This window comes from Haloferax sulfurifontis (genome assembly GCF_014635105.1).
Classification (GTDB): Archaea; Halobacteriota; Halobacteria; order Halobacteriales; family Haloferacaceae; genus Haloferax; species Haloferax denitrificans.
The window spans coordinates 1-21458 of record NZ_BMCI01000005.1 but is presented as its reverse complement, the minus strand read 5'-3'; the positions used below and the strand labels follow the sequence as shown (position 1 = coordinate 21458).

Annotated in this window: 16 protein-coding genes; 7 read left to right on the top strand and 9 right to left on the bottom strand. The window is 69.4% G+C overall.

The features are described 5' to 3' along the window. Positions 1-19: 19 nt before the first annotated feature. Together ilvA and IEV64_RS13740 are read right to left on the bottom strand one after the other, a co-directional pair. On the bottom strand, positions 20-1318 hold the full coding sequence (ilvA, locus tag IEV64_RS13745) for a threonine ammonia-lyase (protein ID WP_188424127.1): 1299 nt from the start codon (positions 1316-1318) through the stop codon (positions 20-22). Beyond that, positions 1315-2622: an amidohydrolase gene (locus IEV64_RS13740; RefSeq protein ID WP_188424126.1), complete on the bottom strand. Its 1308-nt coding sequence runs from the start codon at positions 2620-2622 to the stop codon at positions 1315-1317. Before IEV64_RS13740 ends, ilvA begins: the two co-directional genes overlap by 4 nt. Positions 2623-2751: 129 nt before the next feature. Between IEV64_RS13740 and IEV64_RS13735 the strand changes: the two genes are divergently transcribed. Together IEV64_RS13735 and IEV64_RS13730 are read left to right on the top strand one after the other, a co-directional pair. Continuing rightward, a complete protein-coding gene (locus IEV64_RS13735; RefSeq protein WP_188424125.1) occupies positions 2752-3720 on the top strand; it encodes a D-2-hydroxyacid dehydrogenase in 969 nt (322 codons plus the stop codon). 6 nt (positions 3721-3726) lie between these two features. Then, on the top strand, positions 3727-6873 hold the full coding sequence (locus IEV64_RS13730; protein WP_188424124.1) for an FAD-binding and (Fe-S)-binding domain-containing protein: 3147 nt from the start codon (positions 3727-3729) through the stop codon (positions 6871-6873). A gap of 57 nt (positions 6874-6930) precedes the next feature. Here the strand turns inward: IEV64_RS13730 and gdhB are convergent, their stop codons facing one another. Together gdhB and IEV64_RS13720 are read right to left on the bottom strand one after the other, a co-directional pair. Continuing rightward, on the bottom strand, positions 6931-8235 hold the full coding sequence (gene gdhB, locus IEV64_RS13725; protein ID WP_007274097.1) for a glutamate dehydrogenase GdhB: 1305 nt from the start codon (positions 8233-8235) through the stop codon (positions 6931-6933). Between the two features lie 29 nt (positions 8236-8264). Further along, positions 8265-9443 (bottom strand): M24 family metallopeptidase, encoded by a 1179-nt coding sequence (locus IEV64_RS13720; protein ID WP_049968802.1) that lies wholly within the window; start codon positions 9441-9443, stop codon positions 8265-8267. A 345-nt stretch (positions 9444-9788) separates the two neighbouring features. On the opposite strand from IEV64_RS13720, the gene IEV64_RS13715 reads away from it, so the two are divergent. Together IEV64_RS13715 and IEV64_RS13710 are read left to right on the top strand one after the other, a co-directional pair. Then, the gene (locus tag IEV64_RS13715; protein WP_188424123.1) at positions 9789-10811 is read left to right on the top strand and encodes an LLM class flavin-dependent oxidoreductase; all 1023 of its coding nucleotides are present in this window, start codon (positions 9789-9791) and stop codon (positions 10809-10811) included. A gap of 67 nt (positions 10812-10878) precedes the next feature. Further along, a complete protein-coding gene (locus tag IEV64_RS13710) occupies positions 10879-11235 on the top strand; it encodes a DUF5658 family protein (protein ID WP_007274100.1) in 357 nt (118 codons plus the stop codon). A gap of 27 nt (positions 11236-11262) precedes the next feature. On the opposite strand, the gene IEV64_RS13705 is transcribed toward IEV64_RS13710, so the two are convergent. The 5 genes from IEV64_RS13705 to IEV64_RS13685 all read right to left on the bottom strand — a co-directional run bounded on the left by IEV64_RS13705 (position 11263) and on the right by IEV64_RS13685 (position 18690). Further along, on the bottom strand, positions 11263-13131 hold the full coding sequence (locus IEV64_RS13705; RefSeq protein WP_188424122.1) for a hypothetical protein: 1869 nt from the start codon (positions 13129-13131) through the stop codon (positions 11263-11265). Positions 13132-13138: 7 nt separating this feature from the next. Then, positions 13139-13957 carry a signal peptidase I gene (locus IEV64_RS13700; protein ID WP_188424121.1) on the bottom strand — a complete coding sequence of 273 codons (819 nt, stop codon included), beginning with the start codon at positions 13955-13957 and terminating at the stop codon, positions 13139-13141. 3 nt (positions 13958-13960) lie between these two features. After that, positions 13961-15688, bottom strand: a complete 1728-nt coding sequence (locus IEV64_RS13695; protein WP_188424120.1) for a TasA family protein — start codon at positions 15686-15688, stop codon at positions 13961-13963. Between the two features lie 173 nt (positions 15689-15861). After that, on the bottom strand, positions 15862-16485 hold the full coding sequence (locus IEV64_RS13690; RefSeq protein WP_188424119.1) for a TasA family protein: 624 nt from the start codon (positions 16483-16485) through the stop codon (positions 15862-15864). Positions 16486-16695: 210 nt separating this feature from the next. After that, positions 16696-18690: a helix-turn-helix domain-containing protein gene (locus tag IEV64_RS13685; protein WP_188424118.1), complete on the bottom strand. Its 1995-nt coding sequence runs from the start codon at positions 18688-18690 to the stop codon at positions 16696-16698. Positions 18691-18889: 199 nt separating this feature from the next. On the opposite strand from IEV64_RS13685, the gene IEV64_RS13680 reads away from it, so the two are divergent. The 3 genes from IEV64_RS13680 to IEV64_RS13670 are packed head-to-tail and all read left to right on the top strand — an operon-like array spanning position 18890 to position 21415. Next, entirely contained in the window at positions 18890-20596 is a 1707-nt protein-coding gene (locus IEV64_RS13680; protein ID WP_188424117.1) for a sensor histidine kinase, read from the top strand. A gap of 58 nt (positions 20597-20654) precedes the next feature. Beyond that, positions 20655-21020, top strand: coding sequence for a DUF8064 family membrane protein (locus tag IEV64_RS13675; RefSeq protein WP_007274107.1), 366 nt, complete (start codon positions 20655-20657; stop codon positions 21018-21020). After that, positions 21017-21415 carry a hypothetical protein gene (locus IEV64_RS13670; protein WP_007274108.1) on the top strand — a complete coding sequence of 133 codons (399 nt, stop codon included), beginning with the start codon at positions 21017-21019 and terminating at the stop codon, positions 21413-21415. The genes IEV64_RS13675 and IEV64_RS13670 overlap by 4 nt, the downstream gene beginning before the upstream one ends. Positions 21416-21458: the final 43 nt, after the last annotated feature.

The window sequence follows — 21458 nt, the reverse complement described above, 5'->3', positions numbered from 1 at the left end:
TCCCGTTTTTCCGGACTACTCAGGCCGAGTCACCGGACTCGCCGACGCGCTCGTCCAGCGAGTGTGAGACGACTTCGACGCCGTCGAGCGCGGCCAGCGAGTCGAGCGCGTCCGCGAGGTGGTCCGGACCGCTCCCGTCGAGGCGAACCTCGACCGGAACCCGGTTCGGTTCGTCGGCGGCGGTTCGGGCGGCGCGCTCGACGCTATCGAGTTCGGCCCCCGACGCGGCGACGGCCTCGGAGAGGTCGCCCAGCGCCGCCGGCCAGTCGTCGAGTTCGAGGCGCGCTTCGGCGGCGCGGCCAAGCGCCTCCATCCCGACGCGAGTCAGTTCGGCGTGTTCCGAGAGGCCGACGTTGCCGCCGGAGACGACGGCCGCGACGCGCTCGCCCTCGACGTCGACCGCGCCGGAGAGGAACGCGGCGACCGGGGCCGCGCCGGCCGGTTCGGCGACCGTCTTCGCCCGCTCGGCGAGGACCGTCACGGCGACCGCGAGGTCCGCGTCGTCGACCGAGACCACGTCGTCGACGCGGTCGCGGACGACAGCGAACGTCCGCTCTAACAGCCGCGCGTCGGCGATGCCCTCGGCGACGGTATCGACCTCCGAGAGCATGCGAATCTCGTCGGCCTCCAGCGAGGGCTTTGCGTGGGCCGCGCCCTCGGGTTGGACGCCGACGACGCGCACGTCGGGGTCCCGCGCCTTCATCGCGGTGGCGATGCCGGAGATGAGGCCGCCGCCGCCGATAGAGACGAGAACCGTGTCCACGTCGGGCGCGTCCGCCGCGATTTCCCGCCCGACGGTTCCCTGTCCGGCGATGACGGCCGCGTCGTCGAAGGGATGGACGAACTCCAACCCCTCCTCGTCGGCGAGGCGCAGGGCGTGTTCGTACGACTCCTCGTAGATGTCGCCCTCGACGACGACGTCCGCGCCGTAGCCGCGGGTGGCGTCGATTTTCACCGCCGGGGTGATTTCGGGGACGACGATGGTCGTGTCGATGCCGAGCAGGTCGCCGGCGAGCGCGACGCCCTGCGCGTGGTTGCCGGCGCTGGAGGCGACGACCCCCCGCTCGCGCACCGACTCGGGGAGTTGCGCCATCGCGTTGTACGCGCCGCGAATCTTGAACGACCCCGTCCGCTGGACGTTCTCCAGTTTGAGGTCGACCCGCTCGGCCCCGCAGCGGCCGGCGATGGTCCGCGAGCTATCGAGCGGCGTCCGGTGGACCACGCCGTCGAGTCGCTCGTGGGCGTCCGCCACGTCGTCGGCGGTGACGACGTCGGACGCCGGCGGGGCCGACTCGCCGGTGACGCGCCCGTCGCTCATCGATTCGCTCCCTCGATTTCCGGTGCCGACTCGACGCCGGCGACAGAGAGAATCGACCGCGTGAGCACTTCGACGCCGGTTTCGAGGCTTCGCTCGTCCACGTCGAACGTCGCGGTGTGGTGGCTCGTCGGGTGGTCGGTGCCGACGATGGAGTAACACGCGAGGCCGCCGTCCTGCTGGACGCGCTCCATGAGGAACGTCGCGTCCTCGCTCGCGCCGAAGTCGGCGGTCGGCACGACGCGGTCGACGCCCCGTACATCCTCGGCGGCGTCGGCGACCGCCTCGACGAGTTCGGGGTCGCTGTCGGCTCGGGGGCTCTCGCTGACCACGTCCACGGTCGCCTCGCAGTCGTGCAGTTCGGCCGCCTTCTCGAACCGCCGGCGGAGTTCGGACTTCGCGTACTCCATGAGTTCGGTCGTCTCGCCGCGCGCCTCGGCGACGGCCTCGACCTCGTCGGCGATGACGTTGCTCGCGGTGCCGCCTTCGACCCGGCCGACGTTGACGCGGGTCATCCCGTCGGAGTGCCGCGGAATCCCGTAGACGCTCTCGATGGCGGTACCGAGCGCGTGGATGGCGTTCGCGCCGGCCTCCGGCGCTTTCCCCGCGTGGGCCGTCGTGCCCTCGATTTCCGCGTCGATGTGGCACATGGCGAGCGGTTTCTCGATGCCGGCGACGACCTCGCCCGTCGGGTGGTCGAGGCCGACGTGGACCGCGAAGAAGTAGTCGATGCCGGCGGCGTACTCGCTTTTCGCCATGGGCGCGCCGCCGCCCGAAACCTCCTCCGCGGGCTGGAAGAACACGACGAGTCGGCCCGAGAAGTCGCTGTCCTTGACGGCTTCGAGCGTCGCCAGCCCCCACGTCATGTGGGTGTCGTGGCCGCAGGCGTGCATCGTCTCGCCCGTCTCCGAGCGGAAGCCCTCGGCCGCGGGGTCGTGGGCCGCGTCGTCCGACTCCTCGATGAACAGCCCGTCGATGTCGACCCGGAGGCCGACCGTCGGCCCCTCGCCGCGGTCGAGGACCGCGACACAGCCGGTCGTCCCGCCGCGGAGCGGTTCGAGGAGGTCCGGGTCGGTCCCGCTGTCGAGCGCCCGCTCGTACCACTCGTCGAGTCGGTCGTCGCTCGGGACGGCCATCCGGTCTGCGGGGTCGTAGGCGTCCGCGCCGACGGCGAGTTCGTCCACGCCGATGGCGCGCAGTTCCTCGACGAGCCGCGCGGTCGTCCGGAACTCGCACCAGCCGGGTTCGGGGTGGCGGTGGAGGTCTCTGCGAAGCTCCGCTAGTCGCGCTCGAACGGCGTCGGCCATGCGTACACGTACCACTCGCCACCCACTTAAGCATAAACGGTATCCGTGGACACCGGCTACACAAAAAGACTAAGGGAACGTCACCCAATCGATGTAGCAACCGCGCCCGCGACGCGCGCGACTCACACCATGACCGAGACAGACATCGTCGTCCTCCGCGAGGGGACCGAGGGCCTTTCGATGGAATCGTACGCCGACGCGCTCCGCGAGCGCCTCCCGGACCGGACCGTGACGCTCGCCCGGACGCCGAAACAGGAACGCGAACTCGTCGCCGACGCCCGCGTGGTCACGGGCATCACGATAGACGAGGACCTGCTGGACCGCGCCGACCGCCTCGAACTGTTCGCCTGCACGTTCGCCGGGACCGACCACGTCCCGATGGACGCGCTCGCGGAACACGGCGTCGCCGTCACCAACGCCGGCGGCATCCACGCGCCCGGAATCGCCGAGCAGGCCATCGGCAACATGCTCGTGTTCGCCCGCCGCCTCCACGAGGGCTGGCGGCGCAAAGAGCGCGCCGAGTGGCGGCACTTCCAGTCCGGCGAGTTCACCGACAGCACGGTGACGATTATCGGCCTCGGCTCCATCGGGCAGGCCGTCGCCCAGCGGTTGCAGGGCTTCGAAGTCGAGACTATCGGCATCCGCTACACCCCGTCGAAGGGCGGCCCGACCGACGAGGTCGCCGGCTTCGACTCCGACGCGATTCACGACGCGCTCTCCCGGAGCGAGTACGTCGTGGTCGCGTGTCCGCTGAACGACCTGACCCGCGGGCTCATCGGCGAGGCGGAGTTCGCCACGATGCCGACCGACGCGGTGGTCGTCAACGCCGCCCGCGGCGGCATCGTCGACACCGACGCGCTCGTGTCTGCCCTCCGGTCGAACAAGATTCGCGGGGCCGCCCTCGACGTGACCGACCCCGAGCCGCTCCCCGCCGACCACCCGCTGTGGGGGCTGGAAAACTGCCTCATCACGCCCCACACGGGCGGCCACACGCCCAAACACTGGGACCGCCTCGCCGACATCGTCGCCGGGAACCTCGGGCGGCTCGACGAGGGCGAGGAGTTGGAGAACCAAGTGCTGGCCGCCGAGTCGAACTGACTCCCGATGGCGACGCAGGAACGACCCGACGACCCTCGCGGCGACCGGCAGGCCGACCCGCCCGCTGACTCGCGGGTCGACCCCAGTAACGACCCCCGCGCCGACTACGACTACGTCGGCGGCGACACCGACCGCGAGGCGCTCGTCTCCGACCTCGAACGCCTCGTCGACGGCGACGTGCGGTTCGACGAGTACACCCGACAGCTGTACGCGACCGACGCCTCGGCGTACGAAGTGCTCCCCGTCGGCGTCGTCATGCCGACCTCGAACGCTGACGTGGCGGCCGTCGTGGAGTACTGCGCCGACCGCGAGATTCCCGTCCTCCCCCGCGGCGGCGGCACGAGCCTCGCCGGACAGGCCGTCAACGAGGCGGTCGTCCTCGACCTCTCGCGGCACATGGACGGAGTCGAGTCGGTTGACCCCGAGGCGGCGACGGCGACCGCGCAGGCCGGGGTCACGCTCGCGGACCTCAATAACTCCGCGGCCGACCATGGTCTCACGTTCGGCCCGGACCCCGCCGCGGGCGACCGGAGCGTCCTCGGAGGCGCTATCGGTAACAACTCCACCGGCGCGCACTCCCTGAAGTACGGCAAGACCGACTACTACGTCGAGGAGTGCGAGGTCGTCCTCGCCGACGGGAGCGTCCACCGCTTCGGCGAGGTGCGCGTGGACGACCTCCGGGAGAAGGCCGACCCCGAGAGCGACGCGTGGGGGGCCGACGGCCCGGCGAGTCCGCTTCTCCCCCGAATCTACGCCGAGGTCGTCCGCGTGCTCGACGAGGAGCGCGAGGAGATAGACGCCCGCTACCCGGACCTCAAGCGCAACGTCTCCGGCTACAACCTCGACGCGCTGGTCGATGAGGCCCGCGGGGAGCGCCCGCTGGCCGACGGGACCGGCACCGACCCGGACTGCGAGTCGGGGACCGTGAACCTCGCGCGTCTGCTCGCCGGGAGCGAAGGAACCCTCGCCGTCGTGACCGAGGCGACCGTCTCGCTCGAACCGCTCCCGGAGACGAAGGCCGTCGCGCTCCTCACCTACGAGGACGTGTTCGACGCCGCCGCCGACGTGGCCCCCATCCTCGACCACGACCCGGCGGCGGTCGAACTCATCGACGACGTGCTCATCGACCTCGCGCTCGACACCGCGGAGTTCCACGACGTGGCCGCGTCGCTCCCCGACGGGACCCGCGCGGCCCTGCTGGTCGAGTTCTACGCCGACTCCGACGCTGACGGCCGGCGGAAGGTCGCCGACCTGCTGACGGCTCGCGCACCCTCGGTGACGCCGGAGGCGACGCCATCTTCGGGCGTCGGCGTCGCCGACGACGCCCGCGCGTTCGACGCGCTGGAAGCCCACGACGAGGCGGCCCGCGCGGGGCTCTGGGAGATGCGCAAGGCCGCCGCGCCCATCTTGCTCTCCCGGACGACCGACGAGAAACACATCTCCTTCATCGAGGACTGCGCCGTGCCGGCCGACGAACTGCCGGGCTACGTCGAGCGGTTCCGCGAGGTCATCGACGACCACGACGCCAACACGAGTTTCTACGCCCACGCGGGGCCGGGCGTGCTGCACGTCCGCCCACTCGTCAACACGAAGACGCTCGACGGCCTCGACTCGTTCGAGACCATCGCCGACGAGGTGACCGACTTCGTCGTCGAGGCCGGCGGGTCGGTGTCGGGCGAACACGGCGACGGCCGCGCGCGGACCCAGTGGAACCGCAAACTGTACGGCGACCGCCTCTGGAACGCCTTCCGCGACCTCAAGACCGCGTTCGACCCCGACTGGCTCCTGAATCCGGGGCAGGTCTGCGGCGACGTGTCGATGACCGAGAACCTCCGGTTCGACCCCGACTACGAGTTCGACGCCGGCTTCGACCCCGAACTCGAGTGGGACACCGAAAACGGCTTTCAGGGGATGGCGGAGCTCTGCCACGGCTGCGGCGGCTGTCGGGGCGACCAGTCGACCACCGGCGGCGTGATGTGTCCGACCTACCGCGCCACGGAAGAGGAAGGACTATCGACCCGCGGCCGGGCGAACATGCTCCGGCAGGCGATGAGCGGCGACCTCGACGCCGACGCGACGGACACCGAGTTCATGCGCGAGGTGCTGGACCTCTGTGTCGGCTGTAAGGGCTGTGCCCGCGACTGCCCGAGCGAGGTCGACATGGCGAAGCTCAAAGCCGAGGCCGAACACGCCCACCACGAGTCTCACGGTGCGAGCCTCCGGGACCGCCTGTTCGCCGAGGTGGACCGGCTGAACGCGCTGGGCTCGCGGCTCGCCCCGCTTTCGAACTGGGCGGCGAAGGTGCCGGGCGCGCGGACGGTCATGGAGAAGACCGTCGGCATCGCCAGAGAGCGGTCGCTCCCGACGTTCCACCGCGAATCGCTGGAAGACTGGTTCGAGGCGCGGGGCGGCGCTCGCGTCCCCGAGGCCGAGGCCACCGACAAGGTGCTCCTGTTCCCCGACAGCTACACCAACTACAACCACCCCGACGCGGGGAAGGCCGCGGTTCGCGTGCTCGAAGCCGCGAACGTCCACGTCTCGATTCCGGACGACGTGACCGCGACCGGCCGCCCGGCCCACTCGAAGGGCTTTCTCGACCGGTCGCGGGCGCGCGCCGAGACGAACGTCGACGCGCTCGCGCCCCGCGTCGAAGCCGGCTGGAGCGTCGTGCTCGTCGAGCCCTCGGACGCGGTGATGTTCCAGTCGGACTACCTCGACCTGCTTTCGAGCGACGCGGCCGAGACCGTCGCCGCCGAGACCTACGGCATCATGGAGTACCTCGACGCGAAGCGCCTCGTGGAAAACATCGACGCCTCAGCGTCGGCCGAGACGCTGACGTACCACGGCCACTGTCACCAGAAGGCGACGCGCAAGGACCACCACGCGGTGGGCGTCCTCCGCCGCGCCGGCTACGACGTGGACCCGCTCGACTCCGGCTGTTGCGGCATGGCCGGGAGCTTCGGTTACGAGGCCGAACACCACTCGCTGTCGAAGGCCATCGGCGACATCCTCTCGGACCAACTCGGCGAGAGCCGCGGCGACACCGTCGTCGCCCCCGGCGCGTCGTGTCGGACGCAACTCGAAGACATGGACTGCGCGGCCGACGACCCGCCGCACCCGATAGAGAAGGTCGCCGACGCGGTCGCTGACTGAGAAGCGCGCCGAAAAAGAACCGCGAGTCGCTTCAGGTTTCGCTCGCCGCGCGGGCGCTCAGGGCCAGAGGCCCCGCGTCTCCTTCGCGCCGCCGATGCGGGAGAGCGCGACGACGTACGCCGCGTCGCGCCACGTCAGGTCGCGCTCTTCGACGTGTTCGCGGACCGCGTTCCACGCCTTGAGCATCTCGGCTTCGAGTTCCTCGTGGACGCGTTCGAGCGACCACTGACGGCGGTTGATGTCCTGGAGCCACTCGAAGTACGAGACCGTCACGCCGCCGGCGTTGGCGAGGATGTCGGGGAGGACCGGAATCCCGCGCTCTTCGAGGACGGCGTCGGCCGCGAACGTCGTCGGCCCGTTCGCGCCCTCGACGACCATGTCCGCCGAGATGGCGTCGACGTTCTCGGTCGTGATGACGTTCCCGATGGCCGCCGGGATGAGCACGTCCACGTCGAGTTCGAGCAGGTCCTCGTTCGTGAGCGACTCGGGGGCGTCGTAGCCCGACACCATGCCGGGGCGCTCGTCGTGGCCCTCGACGTCCTGCGTGTCGAGGCCGTCGGGGTCGTAGATGGCCCCGTCCACGTCGGAGACGGCGACCACCTTCGCGCCCCACTCGTCGAGGAGGCGGGCGGCGTTCGCGCCGACGGACCCGAACCCTTGGACCGCGACGGTGGTGTCTTCGATGTCCCAGTCGTAGAAGTCGATGGCTTCGCGGGTGACGATGGCGACGGAGCGACCGGGGGCCTCCTCGCGGCCGTACGACCCGCCGATGACCGGCGGCTTACCCGTCACGACGCCGGGCGTCGTCTCGCCCTGTTGCATCGAGTAGGCGTCCATGAACCACGCCATCTCCTGCGGGCCGGTGCCCATGTCGGGCGCGGGAACGTCCTTCTTCGGCCCGACGACGTTGCGAATCTCCTCGGCGAACCGTCGCGTGAGTCGCTCGCGCTCCTCGTCAGAGAGCGTCTTGGGGTCGACCGCGACGCCACCCTTGCCGCCGCCGAAGGGAAGGTCCATCACGGCGCACTTCCAGGTCATCCACATCGAGAGCCCGATGCACTCGTCGGCGGTCACTTCCGGGTGGTAGCGGAGGCCGCCCTTGTACGGCCCGCGCACGTCGTCGTGCTGAGCGCGGAAGCCGGTGAACACGTCGAGCGAGCCGTCGTCGCGGCGGAGCGGGACCGACACCTGCTGAACTCGGGTTGGGTGCTTCAGTCGCGCGACGACACCGTCGTCCACGTCGGCGTGGCTCGCCGCGCGTTCGAGCTGTCTGCGCGCCGTCGCCAGCGCCGATTCGGGTTCGGACTCCGAGCCGCCGTCGGCGACCGCTTCGCCGTTTCGATTTTTGCCATCTTCGTTCATTCTATTAGGGCTGTGACCCGGAGTCATAATTAGGTTGTGAATAGTCGCCGGGGGAAGTCGGCCAGCGGCTCCGCCCCGTCGGACGTGACGACGAACGTCTCGCTGAGTTCGACGCCGAAGTCGTCGAACCAGAGGCCGGGGATGGTGTGGAACGTCATGTTCTCTTCGAGGACGGTCTCGTCGCCGGGGCGGAGGCTCGCCGTGTGTTCGCCCCAGTCCGGCGGGTAGCCGAGCCCCATCGAGTAGCCGATGCGGTCTTTCTTCTCGATGCCGTACTCGGCGATGGTGTCGCGCCACGCCTTCTCGACGGCCTCGCAGGTGACGCCGGGTTCGACCGCGTCGAGGGCGGCTTCCATCCCCTCGACGACGATGTCGGCCCGCCGGGACAGCTCCTCCGGGGGGTCGCCGACGAACGTCGTCCGGGCGAGCGGCGAGTGGTAGCGGTGCCGACAGCCGGAGAGTTCGATGATGACCGGGTCGCCGTCCTCGAACTCGCGGTCGGTCCACGTGAGGTGCGGCGTGCCGGTGTGGTCGCCCGAGGGCATCAGCGGGACGATAGACGGGTAGTCGCCGCCGTAGTCGTCGGTGCCCTCGATGAGCGCCGAGTAGATGGCCTCGGCGGCCTCGTACTCGGGGACGCCCTCCTCGATGACGTCGAGGCCGGCCTGCATCGCGTTCTCGGAGATGCGGGCCGCCTCGCGCATGTAGTCGAGTTCGGCGTCGGACTTCTTGATGCGCACGCGGTTCACGAGGAGCGTCGTGTCCTCGAAACTCGCCTCGGGGAGGTTCTTCTGCAGGCGCGTGTAGGACTTCGCGGTGAAGTAGTAGGCGTCCATCTCGAGGCCGACGCGCGCGTCGTCGACGCCGAGGTCCTCCAGCACGGCCGCGACGAAGTCCATCGGGTGGAGGTCGTGGGGCGACTGCACGTGGTCGTCGCTGTACGGTCGGATGCTCTCGTCGCTCAGCGTGGTCGTCGCGCGCGCGCCGTTGGCGTCCATGTCGCGGCCGACCCACACGGGTTCGTCGCGGTCCTGCGTCACCACGACGCCCTGATGGACGTAAAAGGACCAGCCGTCGTAGCCGGTGAGGTAGTTCATGTTCGCGGGGTCGCTCACGAAGAGCGCGTCCAGCCCGCGTTCGGCCATCCGCTCTTTGGTCCGGGCGATGCGTCTGTCGTACTCGGCGCTGTCGAATACGGCTCTTGGCATGGGAACCTCTATCGAACCATCGGATAGGGCCCGTAAAAATTTTTTGTGGACAATGGTCACGGATTCTGTGTACGCCGACGGCGCGGGAGACGAGAATAATGTATAGATAAAACAAGATTGGTTGTCGGCTCAAATGACCGCAGACACCATTTTCACATATATACTAATTAGGACGAGCTAGCGTATTCAATTTCATAGATAATCTAGATTATTCAAAATTTCCAGAATATTCAAACGTTCAGTAGGGTACCAGACAAGCAATATTGATGTGCCTCCGACTCACCGAGAACAGTACGCATCTGCTGGGAGCCCAATCGTTATTCCTCGCAGTCTCGGAGGCGGGGTATGGACCTCTCTATCGTCGACCTCTCCCCGGTTCCGCGAGGCGGGACCGCGACCGACGCCTACGCGAACACCGTCGAGGCCGCCGCGCAAGCCGAGCGACTGGGTTACTCGCGCTTCTGGGTCGCCGAGCACCACGGCATGGCGAGCACCCTCGCGGGAACGACGCCCGAGGTGTTGCTCGGCCACCTCGCCGCGGAGACCGACTCGATTCGGCTCGGCTCCGGCGCGGTGTTGCTCAACCACTACAGCCCGTTCAAGGTCGCAGAGCAGTTCGGCGCGCTTGACGGACTCGCCCCCGGCCGCATCGACGCCGGTCTCGGGCGGGCGAACGGGTCACCCGCGTCGGACCAGGCGCTCGGGACGGACCGGCACGTCGAGGACCCCGACGGCGACCACGCCGAGAAGGTCGAGGCCGTCGTCAACCACCTCTACGACGACTACCCCGACGAACACCCCTACGCCGACCTCGAAATCCCGCGGGGGAGCGGCGAGCCGCCGGTTCCGTGGGTGCTCGGGTCGAGTCCGTCGAGCGCGACCATCGCGGGCGAACTCGGATTGCCCTACTGCTTCGCGGGCTTCATCAGACCGCAGTTCGCCGTCCACTCCTTCGAGGAGTACCGCGAGAGCTTCCAGTCGTCGCCGCTGGCCGGCGGCATCGACGAGCCCCACGGCATGGTCGCGGTGAACGCCGTCTGCGCCGAGACCGACGAGGAGGCGGCTCGGCTCCGCGCGGTGGCCGAGGCGACGTACAAGCGGATGCGACGCGGCGAGGTCGGCACGAGGCCGACCGTCGAGGAGGCGATAGACGAACTCGGCGGCGTCCCCGAGCCCACGCCCGCGACCCTCGGGGCGAACGAGTGGCCGCGCGCGATTTCCGGCAGTCCCGAGACGATTTCGGGGCTGTTGGACCAGCTCGCGGAGCGCGTCGGGGCCGACGAGATGATGATTCAGCACGTCGTCGGCGACCACGAAGACGGCCTCCGCTCGCACGAACTGCTCGCCGAGGGCGTCGGCCTCGTCTGACGCGTCGGCGTCCGCGACAGTCTGCCTGCCCGGATAATTCATATTGCAGTCCCCCGGAATAAGGAGTGTGTCACGACTTCGGCATCTCCGGCTCGAAGACACGCCCTTCGAGGCCAGAGAGTTCTCACTGCTCTGGCTCATCGCGCTCGCGACCTACGGCGTCGGCGACATCGTCACGACGCTCACCCTCCTCTACTACGAGCGCCGGTTCGACGAGGCGAACGCCCTCCTCGTGGCGAGCACGGACGCCCTCGGACGGTGGGGGCTCGTCCTCCCGAAGCTCGCCGTCTTCCTCCTCTGTCTCGGCATCTGCGTCTACGGCGCTCGCGTGGGCGACAAAGTATTGTACTACCTGCCGCCGGTCGCGCTCGCCGTCATCGGAGCGTTCGCCACGGCGTTCAACCTCCGGCTCTTCGTCGGGTGAGCGGCTGAAAATCGGGGCGGAGCGCGCTCAGTCGGTCGCCTGTTCGAGCGTGAAGACGAACTCCACGTCGACGCTGTCGGTCTGTATCTCGTTGCCGGCCGACTCCCGAATCTGCCACTCGACGACGAGCGACAGCGACTCCCCGCCGTCGAGTCGGCCGAGCGAGACGGACTCGTTCCACACGTCGGCGAAGTCGAGATACGTCGTCTCGTCGCCGAGGACGTAGGTGCTCGTCCCGTTCGCCCGCTCGACGCGGAGCCGGACGGCGAGCGCCTCGTGGAGTTCGCCCTCGTCGGCTCCGCCGGTCGAATCGACCGACAGTTCGGGACCGAATCGGCCGTTCTCGACGGACTCGAACGGCATCGACTCCAGCGTCAACACGCCGGGGTCGCGGCCGCGGTTGGCGAGCGTCCCCGTCGAGTTGCCCGCGGAGCCGGGCGCGACCGACTGCGTGTCGAGAAGCGAGACGCCCGCCCCGCCGGAACCGAGTTCGAGGTCGACGCCCTCCGGAGCGCTCCCGGCGGTGTTCTCGACGGTCACGTCGAACGATGCGGTCTCCTCGGTTCGGGCGACCTCGGTCGAGTCGCGGAACAACACCGCGGTCACGGAGACGTAACCCGTCGTGACAGTCGTCTCTCCGTCGTCGGTGGCGGCGAAGCCGTCGGTGCGGTCACCGTCGGCGTAGGTCACGTCGGAGCCGAGCGCGGCGGCGATATCCACGGGGCTCGGCTCCCGGAGAGTGACGCGGCGCTCCTCCTGCCAGCCGTCGTCGGGGACCCACGTGTTCACCACGAGCACGACGCTGTCGACCGTGCCGGTCCACGAGAGCGTCCCGGTCACGGGGCCGCTGAGCGACCCGACGGTCCCGTCGGCGCTTCGGACCGTCGGCGGGTCGGCGGCCTCGACCGAAAGCGTCGGGTCGGGCGACGCCGGCGATGCGGCCGTGGTCGTCGTTTGACTGCCGCCGCTACCACCTCCACCGCCTCCGCCGCCGCCAACACCAGTGCCCGAGCGCGCCGTGGTGGTCGGCTCGGGACTGCTCGTCGGCGCGGGCGTCGACGTGGGCGTCGACGACGGGCTCGGGCTCGGCGTCGTGGTCTCGGTCGGCGTCGACGTGGGCGTCGGTGTGTCCGGGTCCTCGAACTGGTTCGTTTCCTCGGGCGGGGCGTCCCGCGTCGGCGAGGGCGGCGTCACGGTGACGTCCGGCGGCGACGGCTCTGGGTCGTCGCCGCCCCGGAGGTCCGAAATCGCGTCGTTGATGCCGCTGTCGTCGAGGAAGCGGTCGATGCTCCCGGGAGCGGCGAAACCGGTTCCGACCAGCACGATGCCGACGACCACGAAGACGATGAACACCCGACCGGCAATCTGCGAGAGCCGCGGCGAGAGCGTGCCGAGGAGCTTCGCCGACAAGAGCGAGGCGAGCGACAGCGGAAGCGGGAACAGCCCCGCCCGCGGCGGGCGGTACTCGACCACCAGCGCCGTCTCGGTCGGCCGGTCGCCGGGTTCGACCTCGTCGCCGACAGCGACCGAGTACTCGTCGGTACGGGGTTCGCCGTCCTCGTCGGGCGAGGGTCGCTCGCGTTCGACAAGCGCGGGTGCGGCGTCGGCTTCGGTGCCGGTGCCGACGAACGACGCCGAATGCGCGTCCCAACGCCGGACCGCCCGGACGACCCCGTGGACGGGAAGGCGCTCGCCGGGAAGACAGAGGACGCGGTCGCCCCGTTCGAGACGCTCGAAGTCGACCTCCTCGAAGTCGTCTGCATTGTTGTCGTCCGCGTCGCTGTCGTCCGCGTCGCCGTCAACGAGGCGTCGACACCGGGTCGCGTCGGCGAGCGCCAGTTCGGGCGACTGCTCGGGCGTCCAGTCGGGCGCGTTCGCGTCGTCCGGGCTGGTCACGAGGGATTCACCGCCCGTCCTCGGAGGTCTCGTCGGTCGGCGCGTCAGAAGGGCAGTCGACGGGGTCGGTCACCCATTCCATGCCGTCGGCCGAGCCGGAGGGCGCGGCGTCGAACGGCGGGGGAGACGGGTCGACGACGGCGACGGGGTCCGAGAGGCGGACGCCAGTTCGCTCCGGGTAGAGCGTGACGCCGCCGTCCGAGGCGCTGACGTAGCCGGCATCGATACCGGCCGCTCCGCCCGTGGAACCGCCGCTTGCGGTACTCCCGTCGGATTCGTCGGACTCGTCGGGGTCGACCTCGACGAGCGCGTCGGTGTACAGCGAGTAGAGCTCGGTCACGACGAGGAGCGCGCCGGGGAGGATGACGAACAGGACCAATCCGAGTCCCGACTGGACGAACTGCGCGGCGAGCCCGAGATACGGCACGTGGAACCAGACGCGACCGACGACGCGGTCGGCGGTGACGGGGTCCGAGTCGACGTCCTCATTGGCGTCGCCTTTCGTTCGGAACACCGGACTGTCGCCGCTTCGGTCCACCGCGACGACCCGGTGGGTCACGCGGTCGGTCCGCTCGTCGGTGATGGCGCTTCCGGCTTCCCGGTAGGTGATGATGTCGCCCTCCGAGATGTCCGCTGGCGGTACGTCGCGGACGACCACCACGTCGCCGGCGTCGAACGTCGGCGACATACTCCCCGAGAGGACGGTGTAGCTGGCGTCGGCACCGAAGGCCTGCGGCGCGGCGAGCACGACGACGAGCGCGACGGCGACGAGGAGCACGACGCCCCCGAGGACGCGGGCCGCCGCGGCGAGACGAGACCAGTTCATCGGTCAGGCACCCCCGTCGGCGTCGTCTCCGGTCCCGTCGTCACCGCTGGCGTTCTCGGGGGCGGCCGGTTCGGTTTCGGAGTCGGAGTCAACCGATTCGGTTTCGGAGCCGGGGTCAGCCGCATCGGTTTTAGAGTCGGAGTCGGAATCGGTCGTTTCGTCGCTTTTCCCGACGTCATCGTCTTGGCCGGCTTCACCGTCTCCACCGTCTTGGCCGGCTTCACCGTCTCCACCGTCTTGGCCGGCTTCACCGTCTCCACCGTCTCCGCCGGCTTGCTCGGGTTCGGCTTCGTCGTCTCCACCGTCTCCGCCGTCTTGCTCGGGTTCGGCTTCGTCGTCTTGCTTGGAATCGGATTCGGCGTCTTGGTCGTTCTCTCCGGCCTCGTCCTCGACATCCGCTTTCTCGATGCTGTCGTCTTCTCCGTCCTCGGATTCGCCGTCTTCCTCGGTCGTCTCGACCTCGTTTGTTCTGACTGCGTCGCCCGTCTTGACGTCGACGCGCATCACGAGGTCGTCGGGGTCGACGTGGGCGTGGTGGTGCCACGAGAACCGGAGCTTGCCGGTGAGCGAGAACGACCCGTCTATCTCGCGGGCGATTCGGACGTGATTCGTGCCGGTCGCGTCGACCGAGACGTCGGCGAGGGCGCTCGTCCGGCCGTCGGCGGTGAGTTCGAGGTCCGAGACCGCGACCGACGTCCAGGCGGCCAAGGCGGAGACCGTGACGCCGAGCGCGACCACGTCGTTCGCGCCGACGCCCTGTCCCTTCCGCCCGTGTTTGTCCGGGTACTCGGTGCCGCCGACGGTCATCGTCACCTTACTGCCGTCGAAGTCGACGCGGAACGACTCGGTTCGGCCCGACCACCACGCGTGTTGCCAGTCGTTGTTCTGCCTGTGAAGGCGGGTCTCGGAGCTTCCGGAGCGCTTCAGCACCGCGACTTCGTAGTTCTCCGGCTCCGAGTTGCCGTACACGAAGCCGTCGTAGGGCTCGCCGTAGCGGGCGAGCGTCGCCCAGTCCCAGCCGCCCATCGCGTCGCGGGCGTTGCCGGAGCCGGACGTCGAACCGTCGTCGCCGTCGTCGCCGACCTCGCAGGTCGCGTCGCCGTCGTCGTCGGTCCGCTGGTCGAGCGCGAACCGGAGGTCGACGCCCGCGATATCCGAGGCGACTTCGTTGCCGGCGCTCGACGGGAGCCGCCACGCGATGACGAAGTCGACCGACTCGCCGGACGCGAGTTCGTAATCGAGGTCGAACGTCTCGTCCGCGACGAAAATCGAGTCGAGGGTCGCGTAGTCGGAACTCCCGCAGAGGTACGTCTTCGACCCGTCGGGGGCTTCGAGCCACGCGCGGACTTCGAGCACCTGCGCGAGTTCGCCGTCCCCGACGCGGGGGTCGTTCTGCGACGGGGGCTCCGACTGGCCGTTCTCGTCGTCGGTGACGCCGAGCACGTCGATGTCGAGGAAGCCCGCGAGCGACCCGCGGTTGCGGAGCGTCACCGACGCGGTGCCGCTGTCGCCGGGCGCGAGGCCCGACTCTTCGAGGAACGTGAGTCGCTCGTCGTCGCCGTCGACCGTCAGGTCGAGCGTGCCGACGCCGAACGACGCGTCGGCGCGCTCGGTGTCGGAAAACGCCGAGTAAGTGCCGACGCCCGCGGCGGCGCTTCCGGCGCTAATCGTGAAGAGCCCGCCGAGGAATCGGCGTCGGGTGAGCGTCAGCGTTGGTGTCTGTTTCGGCATCGAGAGGCGTGAAGTCGTCGTGCGCGTTCGGAGGGCCGGAACGAAAGAGATGGACGCGGTCGGTTCGACCGGGTCGCGTCGTCTGCGTCGCCCGCGAACGCGAACTGTGATTACTGGCTGTCCAGCTGGTTCTACTGGCTGTCCAGCTGGTTCTACTGGCTGTCCAGCTGGTTCTACTGGCTGTCCAGCTGGTTCAGTTCGAAGTCGAACTGAATGTCGAGCCCGTCGGCTTGGAACTCGTTTCCGGCGCTCTCCTGCATCTCCAGCGCGAAGGAGAACGTCTTCGTCTCGCCGGACGCGAGAGCGATGTCCCGGACGTTGGAATCGTCGTCCTCGCCGTCGTTGTTGTCGACCACGTCGGCCAGCGTGGCCGAGCCGCCGAACCGGTCGGCGAGCACGTCGAGGCTCCCGACTTCGAACGTCGTCACGTCGAGGACGCCCGCGAGGTCCGCCACCGAGGCGTCCGCGTCGCCGTCGTCGCCGGCCGTGGCGTCGCTGTCGTTTTCGGTCAGCGTGAGGTCGATATCGAGGCTCCCGTCGAGCGTGCCGTCGTTTTCGAGGTCGACCTCGAAGGTGTCGGTCTCGTCGCCGGGCGCGAGGCCCGTGGCGCTGAAGCTCGCGGAACTGGCCCCGTCGGCGAGGCTCAGCGTCCCCGCCTGAAGCGTGTTCTCGGTGCTCGATTCGGTGTCGTTGAACAGGGCGAACGTGCCCACCCCGGCGGCGGCGCTTCCCGCGCCGATCGTGAGGAGGCCTCCGAGGGCGCGGCGTCGTGTGAGTTTGAATACTTTTTCTGCCATTGAGTTCTCCGTGCGGCCCACCGTACACCCACTCCCTTCCGTGACATTCTGGGTGGGGTGACCTTCAGAGATCTCTACTCGATTACGCGGGAATAATCAGATACCACCATTATGCGGTATCCGGCAAAAATCGAGCGACGTGGTAGCGCCCGGCACAGCCCCGGTGGGACGAGAGCCACCCGGATCGCCTCGGGTCGGCGACGCGTCGTCTCACTCGGCGTCGAACAGTTCGGCGAAGACCTTCCGCTGGGCCGCCCTGAGGTGTTGGGTGAACGTCGACCGCGAGACGCCGATGGCCTCGGCCACCTCGGCGGCGCTCCGTCGCTTCGGCCGCTCGAAGTAGCCCGTCCGGTACGCGACTTCGAGCGACTCGCGCTGGCGGTCGGTCAGTCCGTCCAACACGCTGGCACCGATATCGGACTCGACGGTGCGGTGGCTCCGCGCGGTCATGACGACGCTGTCGAAGGCCGCCGCGAGCGCCTCGACGAACGGGCCGGCCGGTCGCCGCCGGGAGAGGTCGACGACGACGGTCGCCTCGCCGTCCGCCACGACGACGCGGTGGAGGACGCCGCCCGCGTCGGCGATGGTCGTCCCCAGCGAGGGCGCGGACGTGTCGAACTGCGCCCGGACGACCCCGTCGCCGGCGGTCACGGCTCCGGGAGTCACGCCGTCGAGACTCGCCAGCGCGTCGGTCACCGCCGCCTCGGACGCGCCGCGGACCGTCACGAAGTAGCGCTCCCTGTCGCCGCGGGGCAACACCGTGTGGACGACGACCTCCGCGTCGCGGCCGAGCGCGTCGCCGACCGCCAGAAGCCCCGCGTCGGCGTCGCGGACGCGGAGGCGGACGCGGACCACCTCGTCTGCCACCAGCGCCTCGCGGCTCTCGGCGGTGCTGAGGGCGTAGCCGAGCGTCTCCGCCAGTTCTTCGAACCGGCGGCGCTCCCGGTCGTCGTCGGCACCGCGGCGGTACACGCCGAGGACGCCGTAGTCGACGCCGCCGTACCGGAGCGCGACGGCGACCGCGGTCTCGATATCGGCGTCGGCCGCGGCGGCCGTCCACCCGGCGTCGGGAGCGGTCGCGGGCGCGTCGGCGTCAGTGTCAGTGTCGGCGTCGAGTCCGCGCCCGTCGTCGACGGCGCGGACGACCGTCGTCCCCTCGCGGAAGGCGGTCAGACTCGGTTCGGTCGAGTCGCGCCGGACCGCCGCGTCGGCGTCGAAGACGCCCGCCGTCCGGAGGTACGACTCGTCGCCGACGACGGCGAGCGGGTCGAGTCCGCCGCCCGCGGTGCGCTCGCCCACCCACGCCGCGACGGTGTCGGGGTCGCTCCCGATGTACCGACAGAACGACTCCGCGACCTCGACGCGCGACGACTGTCGGACGAGGATCTCCCGAATCGCCTCCTTCGTGTCGCGCTCGCGTTCGAGTCGGCGCTGGTGGTGGACCTGCGCCGTGATGTCCCGGATGACGCCGATGGTTCCGGGGAGTCCGTCGTCGACGACGTGGTCGATATCGAGGATGCAGTGGCGCGTCTCGCCGCCGCGGTTGCGGATGCGGATGTCGAGCGACTGCGGGACCCTCCGGTCGAGCGCGTCGCGGACGCGGCCTCGGTCGTCGGGGTGGACGACCGTCTCGACGATGTCGCCGTCGGTGAGCGCCGCGCGGTCGTACCCGGTGAGCGTCGTCGCCGCCTCGTTGACGAGGACGACGCCGCCGTCGCGGGCGACGAAGATGGCGTCGCGGACGTTCTCGACCAGCGTCCGGTAGCGCGCCTCGCTCTCGGCGAGCGCGCGCTCCGTTCGGTGTTTGTCGACGGCCGTCCGAACGCGCGTGGCGAGCGCCGCGGCGCTGTCGTCAACGCTCGTCTTGACGATGTAGTCGTCCGCGCCGGCCGACAGCGCGCTACTGGCGAGCCCCTCGCTTCCGGCACCGGTAAAGAGGAGAAACGGGATGTCGGGTCGGGCGTCTCGGACCGCCGCCAGCAGTTCGATTCCCGTCCGGCCGGGCATGTAGTAATCGCTGACGACGCACTCCACGTCGGCGGTGAGGCGGGCGAGCGCACCCTCGGGGCTGTTGGCCTCGCGAACCTCGAAGTCGGGGGCCACCTCGCGGAGTCGATGCACCACGAGCGTCAGCCAGTCGCGGTTGTCGTCGACGAGGAGGACGGTGACTGGGTCCGCGCTCGTTCGGTCTGTCGTCTCGGTCACGGCAGTTCGGCCGTCCGTGGCACATCGACCGGCATAAACTGTTCGGATGCGAACACCTAGAGCGCTCAAGGAACCCGGGACGCCGGTCCGGTTACGCCGACAGCGGGGCGGTGAGAGCGCTCGAACATATAGTTTAAATACAAGAGTGAGCACAGAACACGCACCGATGGACGCGAAAAGCGGTCGGGTGCAGTGAGCGATGGGCTGGCAGTACACCGTCTTCGCGCTTCCGACGCTCTTTGCGATGATTACCGCGGCTCTCCTCGGCGTGTACAGCCTGCGGTACATGCGGGCCCACGGACGGTCGTCCGAACTCGTGGCGTTCTTCGCCGTGAACGTCGGGCTCGTCCTCTGGACCGGCTTTTCGTCCCTCAAGCTACTGCAGACGGACCCGTCGCTGAAGCTCCTGTTCTACCGGTTTCTCTACTTCGGCGTCGCGCCGCTCGGCGCGCTCGCGTTCCTCTTTACGCTCCTCCACACCGACCGAGTCAGCCGAATCACGCCCGGACTGGTCGCGGCGGTCATGGCCGTCCCGGTCGCCTTTCTGGCGCTCCTGTTTACGAACCCGAGCGGCCTCGCCATCGAGGCGACGCGCCTCATCGAGACGGGCGGACTCGTCGTCATGCGGGTCGACGTCGGCCTCGGCCACGTGGTGTTGGAGTCGCTCTACAACGCGGTGCTCTGCGCGCTGGCCGTCGCGCTCATCCTCACCGAGGCGGGTCGACTGGGCCGACCGTACATTCCGCAGGCGGTCTTGGTGAGCGTCGGGCTCGTCGCCCCGTTCGTCTTCGCGGCCTGCACCACGCTCGGAATCCCGCCGTTCGGGAGCGACGGCGTGAACCTCGTGCCGACCTCGGCCGCAATCACGTCGGCCGCCATCGGCGTCGCGCTCTTTCGCTACCGGTTTCTCGACCTACCGCCCATCGCCTACACGACCGCGATGGAGGAGTCGCCCGACGGCGTGTTCGTCCTCGACGCCGACGAGCGAATCGTCCACGTCAACACCCGCGGCGCGGCGCTCTTAGAGCGCTTCGGCGCGGCCGTCGGCGACCCGGTCACCGCGGTCTCGTCGGACCTCGACCTGACGACCGAGAGCAACGACAGCGTCAGAACCACGCGAGCGGACGGCGAGACGGTGTATCTCAGCGCCCGGTCCCAGCGGCTCGAGCGGGGCGACCAGACCGTCGGATGGGTCATCGTCCTCCGCGACGTGACCGAGTTGCACCGTCAAAAACAGACCATCCTCTCCCGAAACGAGAAGCTCACGCTCCTCAACCAGATCATCCGCCACGACATCCGAAACGACGTGGCCGTCATCCTCGGCAACGCCCGGCTCATCGAGGAGTCGGTCGACGACGAGGTGGTGCGCAAGCGTCTCAACACGATACTCAGAAACGGGGAACACGCCTCCGAACTCACGGTGAACGTCCGGAACCTCATGGCGACGATGCTCGACGACGAGGAGACGACCCGGCCGACGGCGCTCGCCGGGCCGCTCTGGGCGGAGGCGAGCGCGGTCCGCGACGGCGCGTCCGACGCCGCGGTTTCGCTCCCCGACGAGCCGCCGGAAGTGACCGTCGTCGCCGACGACATGCTGGGGACCGTCTTCCGCAACCTCCTCACGAACGCGGTGCGACACAACGACGCCGGCCGGGCCGAAATCGACGTGTCGGTCGGGGTGCGAGACGACGACGCGCTCGTCCGCATCGCCGACAACGGACCGGGCGTTCCCGACGAGCGCAAAGAGGAGGTGTTCGGCCGCGGCGAGAAGGGCCTCGAAAGCCCCGGGACCGGCCTCGGGCTCTACCTCGTCGACACCATCGTCAGCGGCTACGGCGGCGACGTGTGGGTCGAGGACAACGACCCCCGCGGCGCGGCCTTCGTGGTCCGCCTGCGGAGGGCCTGAGAGCGGGACGACCGCACAGTCCCAACACTCAAAAGGTCAGCAGAGAGATATGAGTGGAATGCCATCCGCCGTTCTCCACGCCGGCGTCAGCCGGTGGCGACTGGCCGTTTTCGCGGTCGTCGCCGTCGTGCTCGTCGCTCTACTGTCTCTCACCGACGAGTCGGTCAGTCCGGCGCTCGCGGTCATGGGACTGCTCACGCTCGTCTACATGTTCGCCGGCGCAGTCGACGCCGTCCGCGAGCATCCAGTCTTCCCGCTCGCCTCCGCGGTGTACACGACGCTCCTGTTCGCCGGCGGGTACGCCAGCGGCGCGCTGTCGAATCTCCTGTGGGGCGTCCTCGCCGTCCCCTCGGCGCTCGGCGTCGTCGTCGAGGCGTACAACTACCGGCACGGAACGAGCTATCTCCGGTTCGGTGTCGGATGACGAGGGTGAGCGACACCGCCGTCGCCGGAGCGATAGCCGTCGCGTCGGTCCTCGTGGGACTCGTCGTCGCCGTCGACGGCCCGGAGGTCGACCTCGCGGCCGGCGTCGCCTGGACCGGCGCGACCGGCATGGTCCTCCTGCGGGTTCGCGGATGGGTCCGCGAGGCTCGGAGCGACGAGCCGCCCGAACCGGGGCCGCTCGTGCGTCTGGCCGAATTCGATTACGACCCGCGGTACGACCGCTATCTCGGGGTCGCCCTGTTCCTCCTCGGTCTCGCGGCGTTCGCGGCGCTCCTCGTCGGCGACACGTCCGGCTCGAACGCGGTGTTGCTCATCGGCGTCGGGAACCTCTGTCTGATTGCCGCGCTCGGGGCGGTCGCGCTCGCCGAGAGATAGTGCGAACAATCGGAACGACCGCGCCGCCGTCCGCTGTTTTTTT

Excerpts from the sequence above, each read along its gene's own strand:
- IEV64_RS13695 (WP_188424120.1), bottom strand. The coding sequence starts at position 15,688 with ATGCCGAAACAGACACCAACGCTGACGCTCACCCGACGCCGATTCCTC.
- ilvA (WP_188424127.1), bottom strand. The coding sequence starts at position 1,318 with ATGAGCGACGGGCGCGTCACCGGCGAGTCGGCCCCGCCGGCGTCCGAC.
- IEV64_RS13675 (WP_007274107.1), top strand. The coding sequence starts at position 20,655 with ATGCCATCCGCCGTTCTCCACGCCGGCGTCAGCCGGTGGCGACTGGCC.
- IEV64_RS13720 (WP_049968802.1), bottom strand. The coding sequence starts at position 9,443 with ATGCCAAGAGCCGTATTCGACAGCGCCGAGTACGACAGACGCATCGCC.
- IEV64_RS13735 (WP_188424125.1), top strand. The coding sequence starts at position 2,752 with ATGACCGAGACAGACATCGTCGTCCTCCGCGAGGGGACCGAGGGCCTT.
- IEV64_RS13670 (WP_007274108.1), top strand. The coding sequence starts at position 21,017 with ATGACGAGGGTGAGCGACACCGCCGTCGCCGGAGCGATAGCCGTCGCG.
- gdhB (WP_007274097.1), bottom strand. The coding sequence starts at position 8,235 with ATGAACGAAGATGGCAAAAATCGAAACGGCGAAGCGGTCGCCGACGGC.
- IEV64_RS13730 (WP_188424124.1), top strand. The coding sequence starts at position 3,727 with ATGGCGACGCAGGAACGACCCGACGACCCTCGCGGCGACCGGCAGGCC.
- IEV64_RS13680 (WP_188424117.1), top strand. The coding sequence starts at position 18,890 with ATGGGCTGGCAGTACACCGTCTTCGCGCTTCCGACGCTCTTTGCGATG.
- IEV64_RS13740 (WP_188424126.1), bottom strand. The coding sequence starts at position 2,622 with ATGGCCGACGCCGTTCGAGCGCGACTAGCGGAGCTTCGCAGAGACCTC.
- IEV64_RS13690 (WP_188424119.1), bottom strand. The coding sequence starts at position 16,485 with ATGGCAGAAAAAGTATTCAAACTCACACGACGCCGCGCCCTCGGAGGC.
- IEV64_RS13715 (WP_188424123.1), top strand. The coding sequence starts at position 9,789 with ATGGACCTCTCTATCGTCGACCTCTCCCCGGTTCCGCGAGGCGGGACC.
- IEV64_RS13700 (WP_188424121.1), bottom strand. The coding sequence starts at position 13,957 with ATGAACTGGTCTCGTCTCGCCGCGGCGGCCCGCGTCCTCGGGGGCGTC.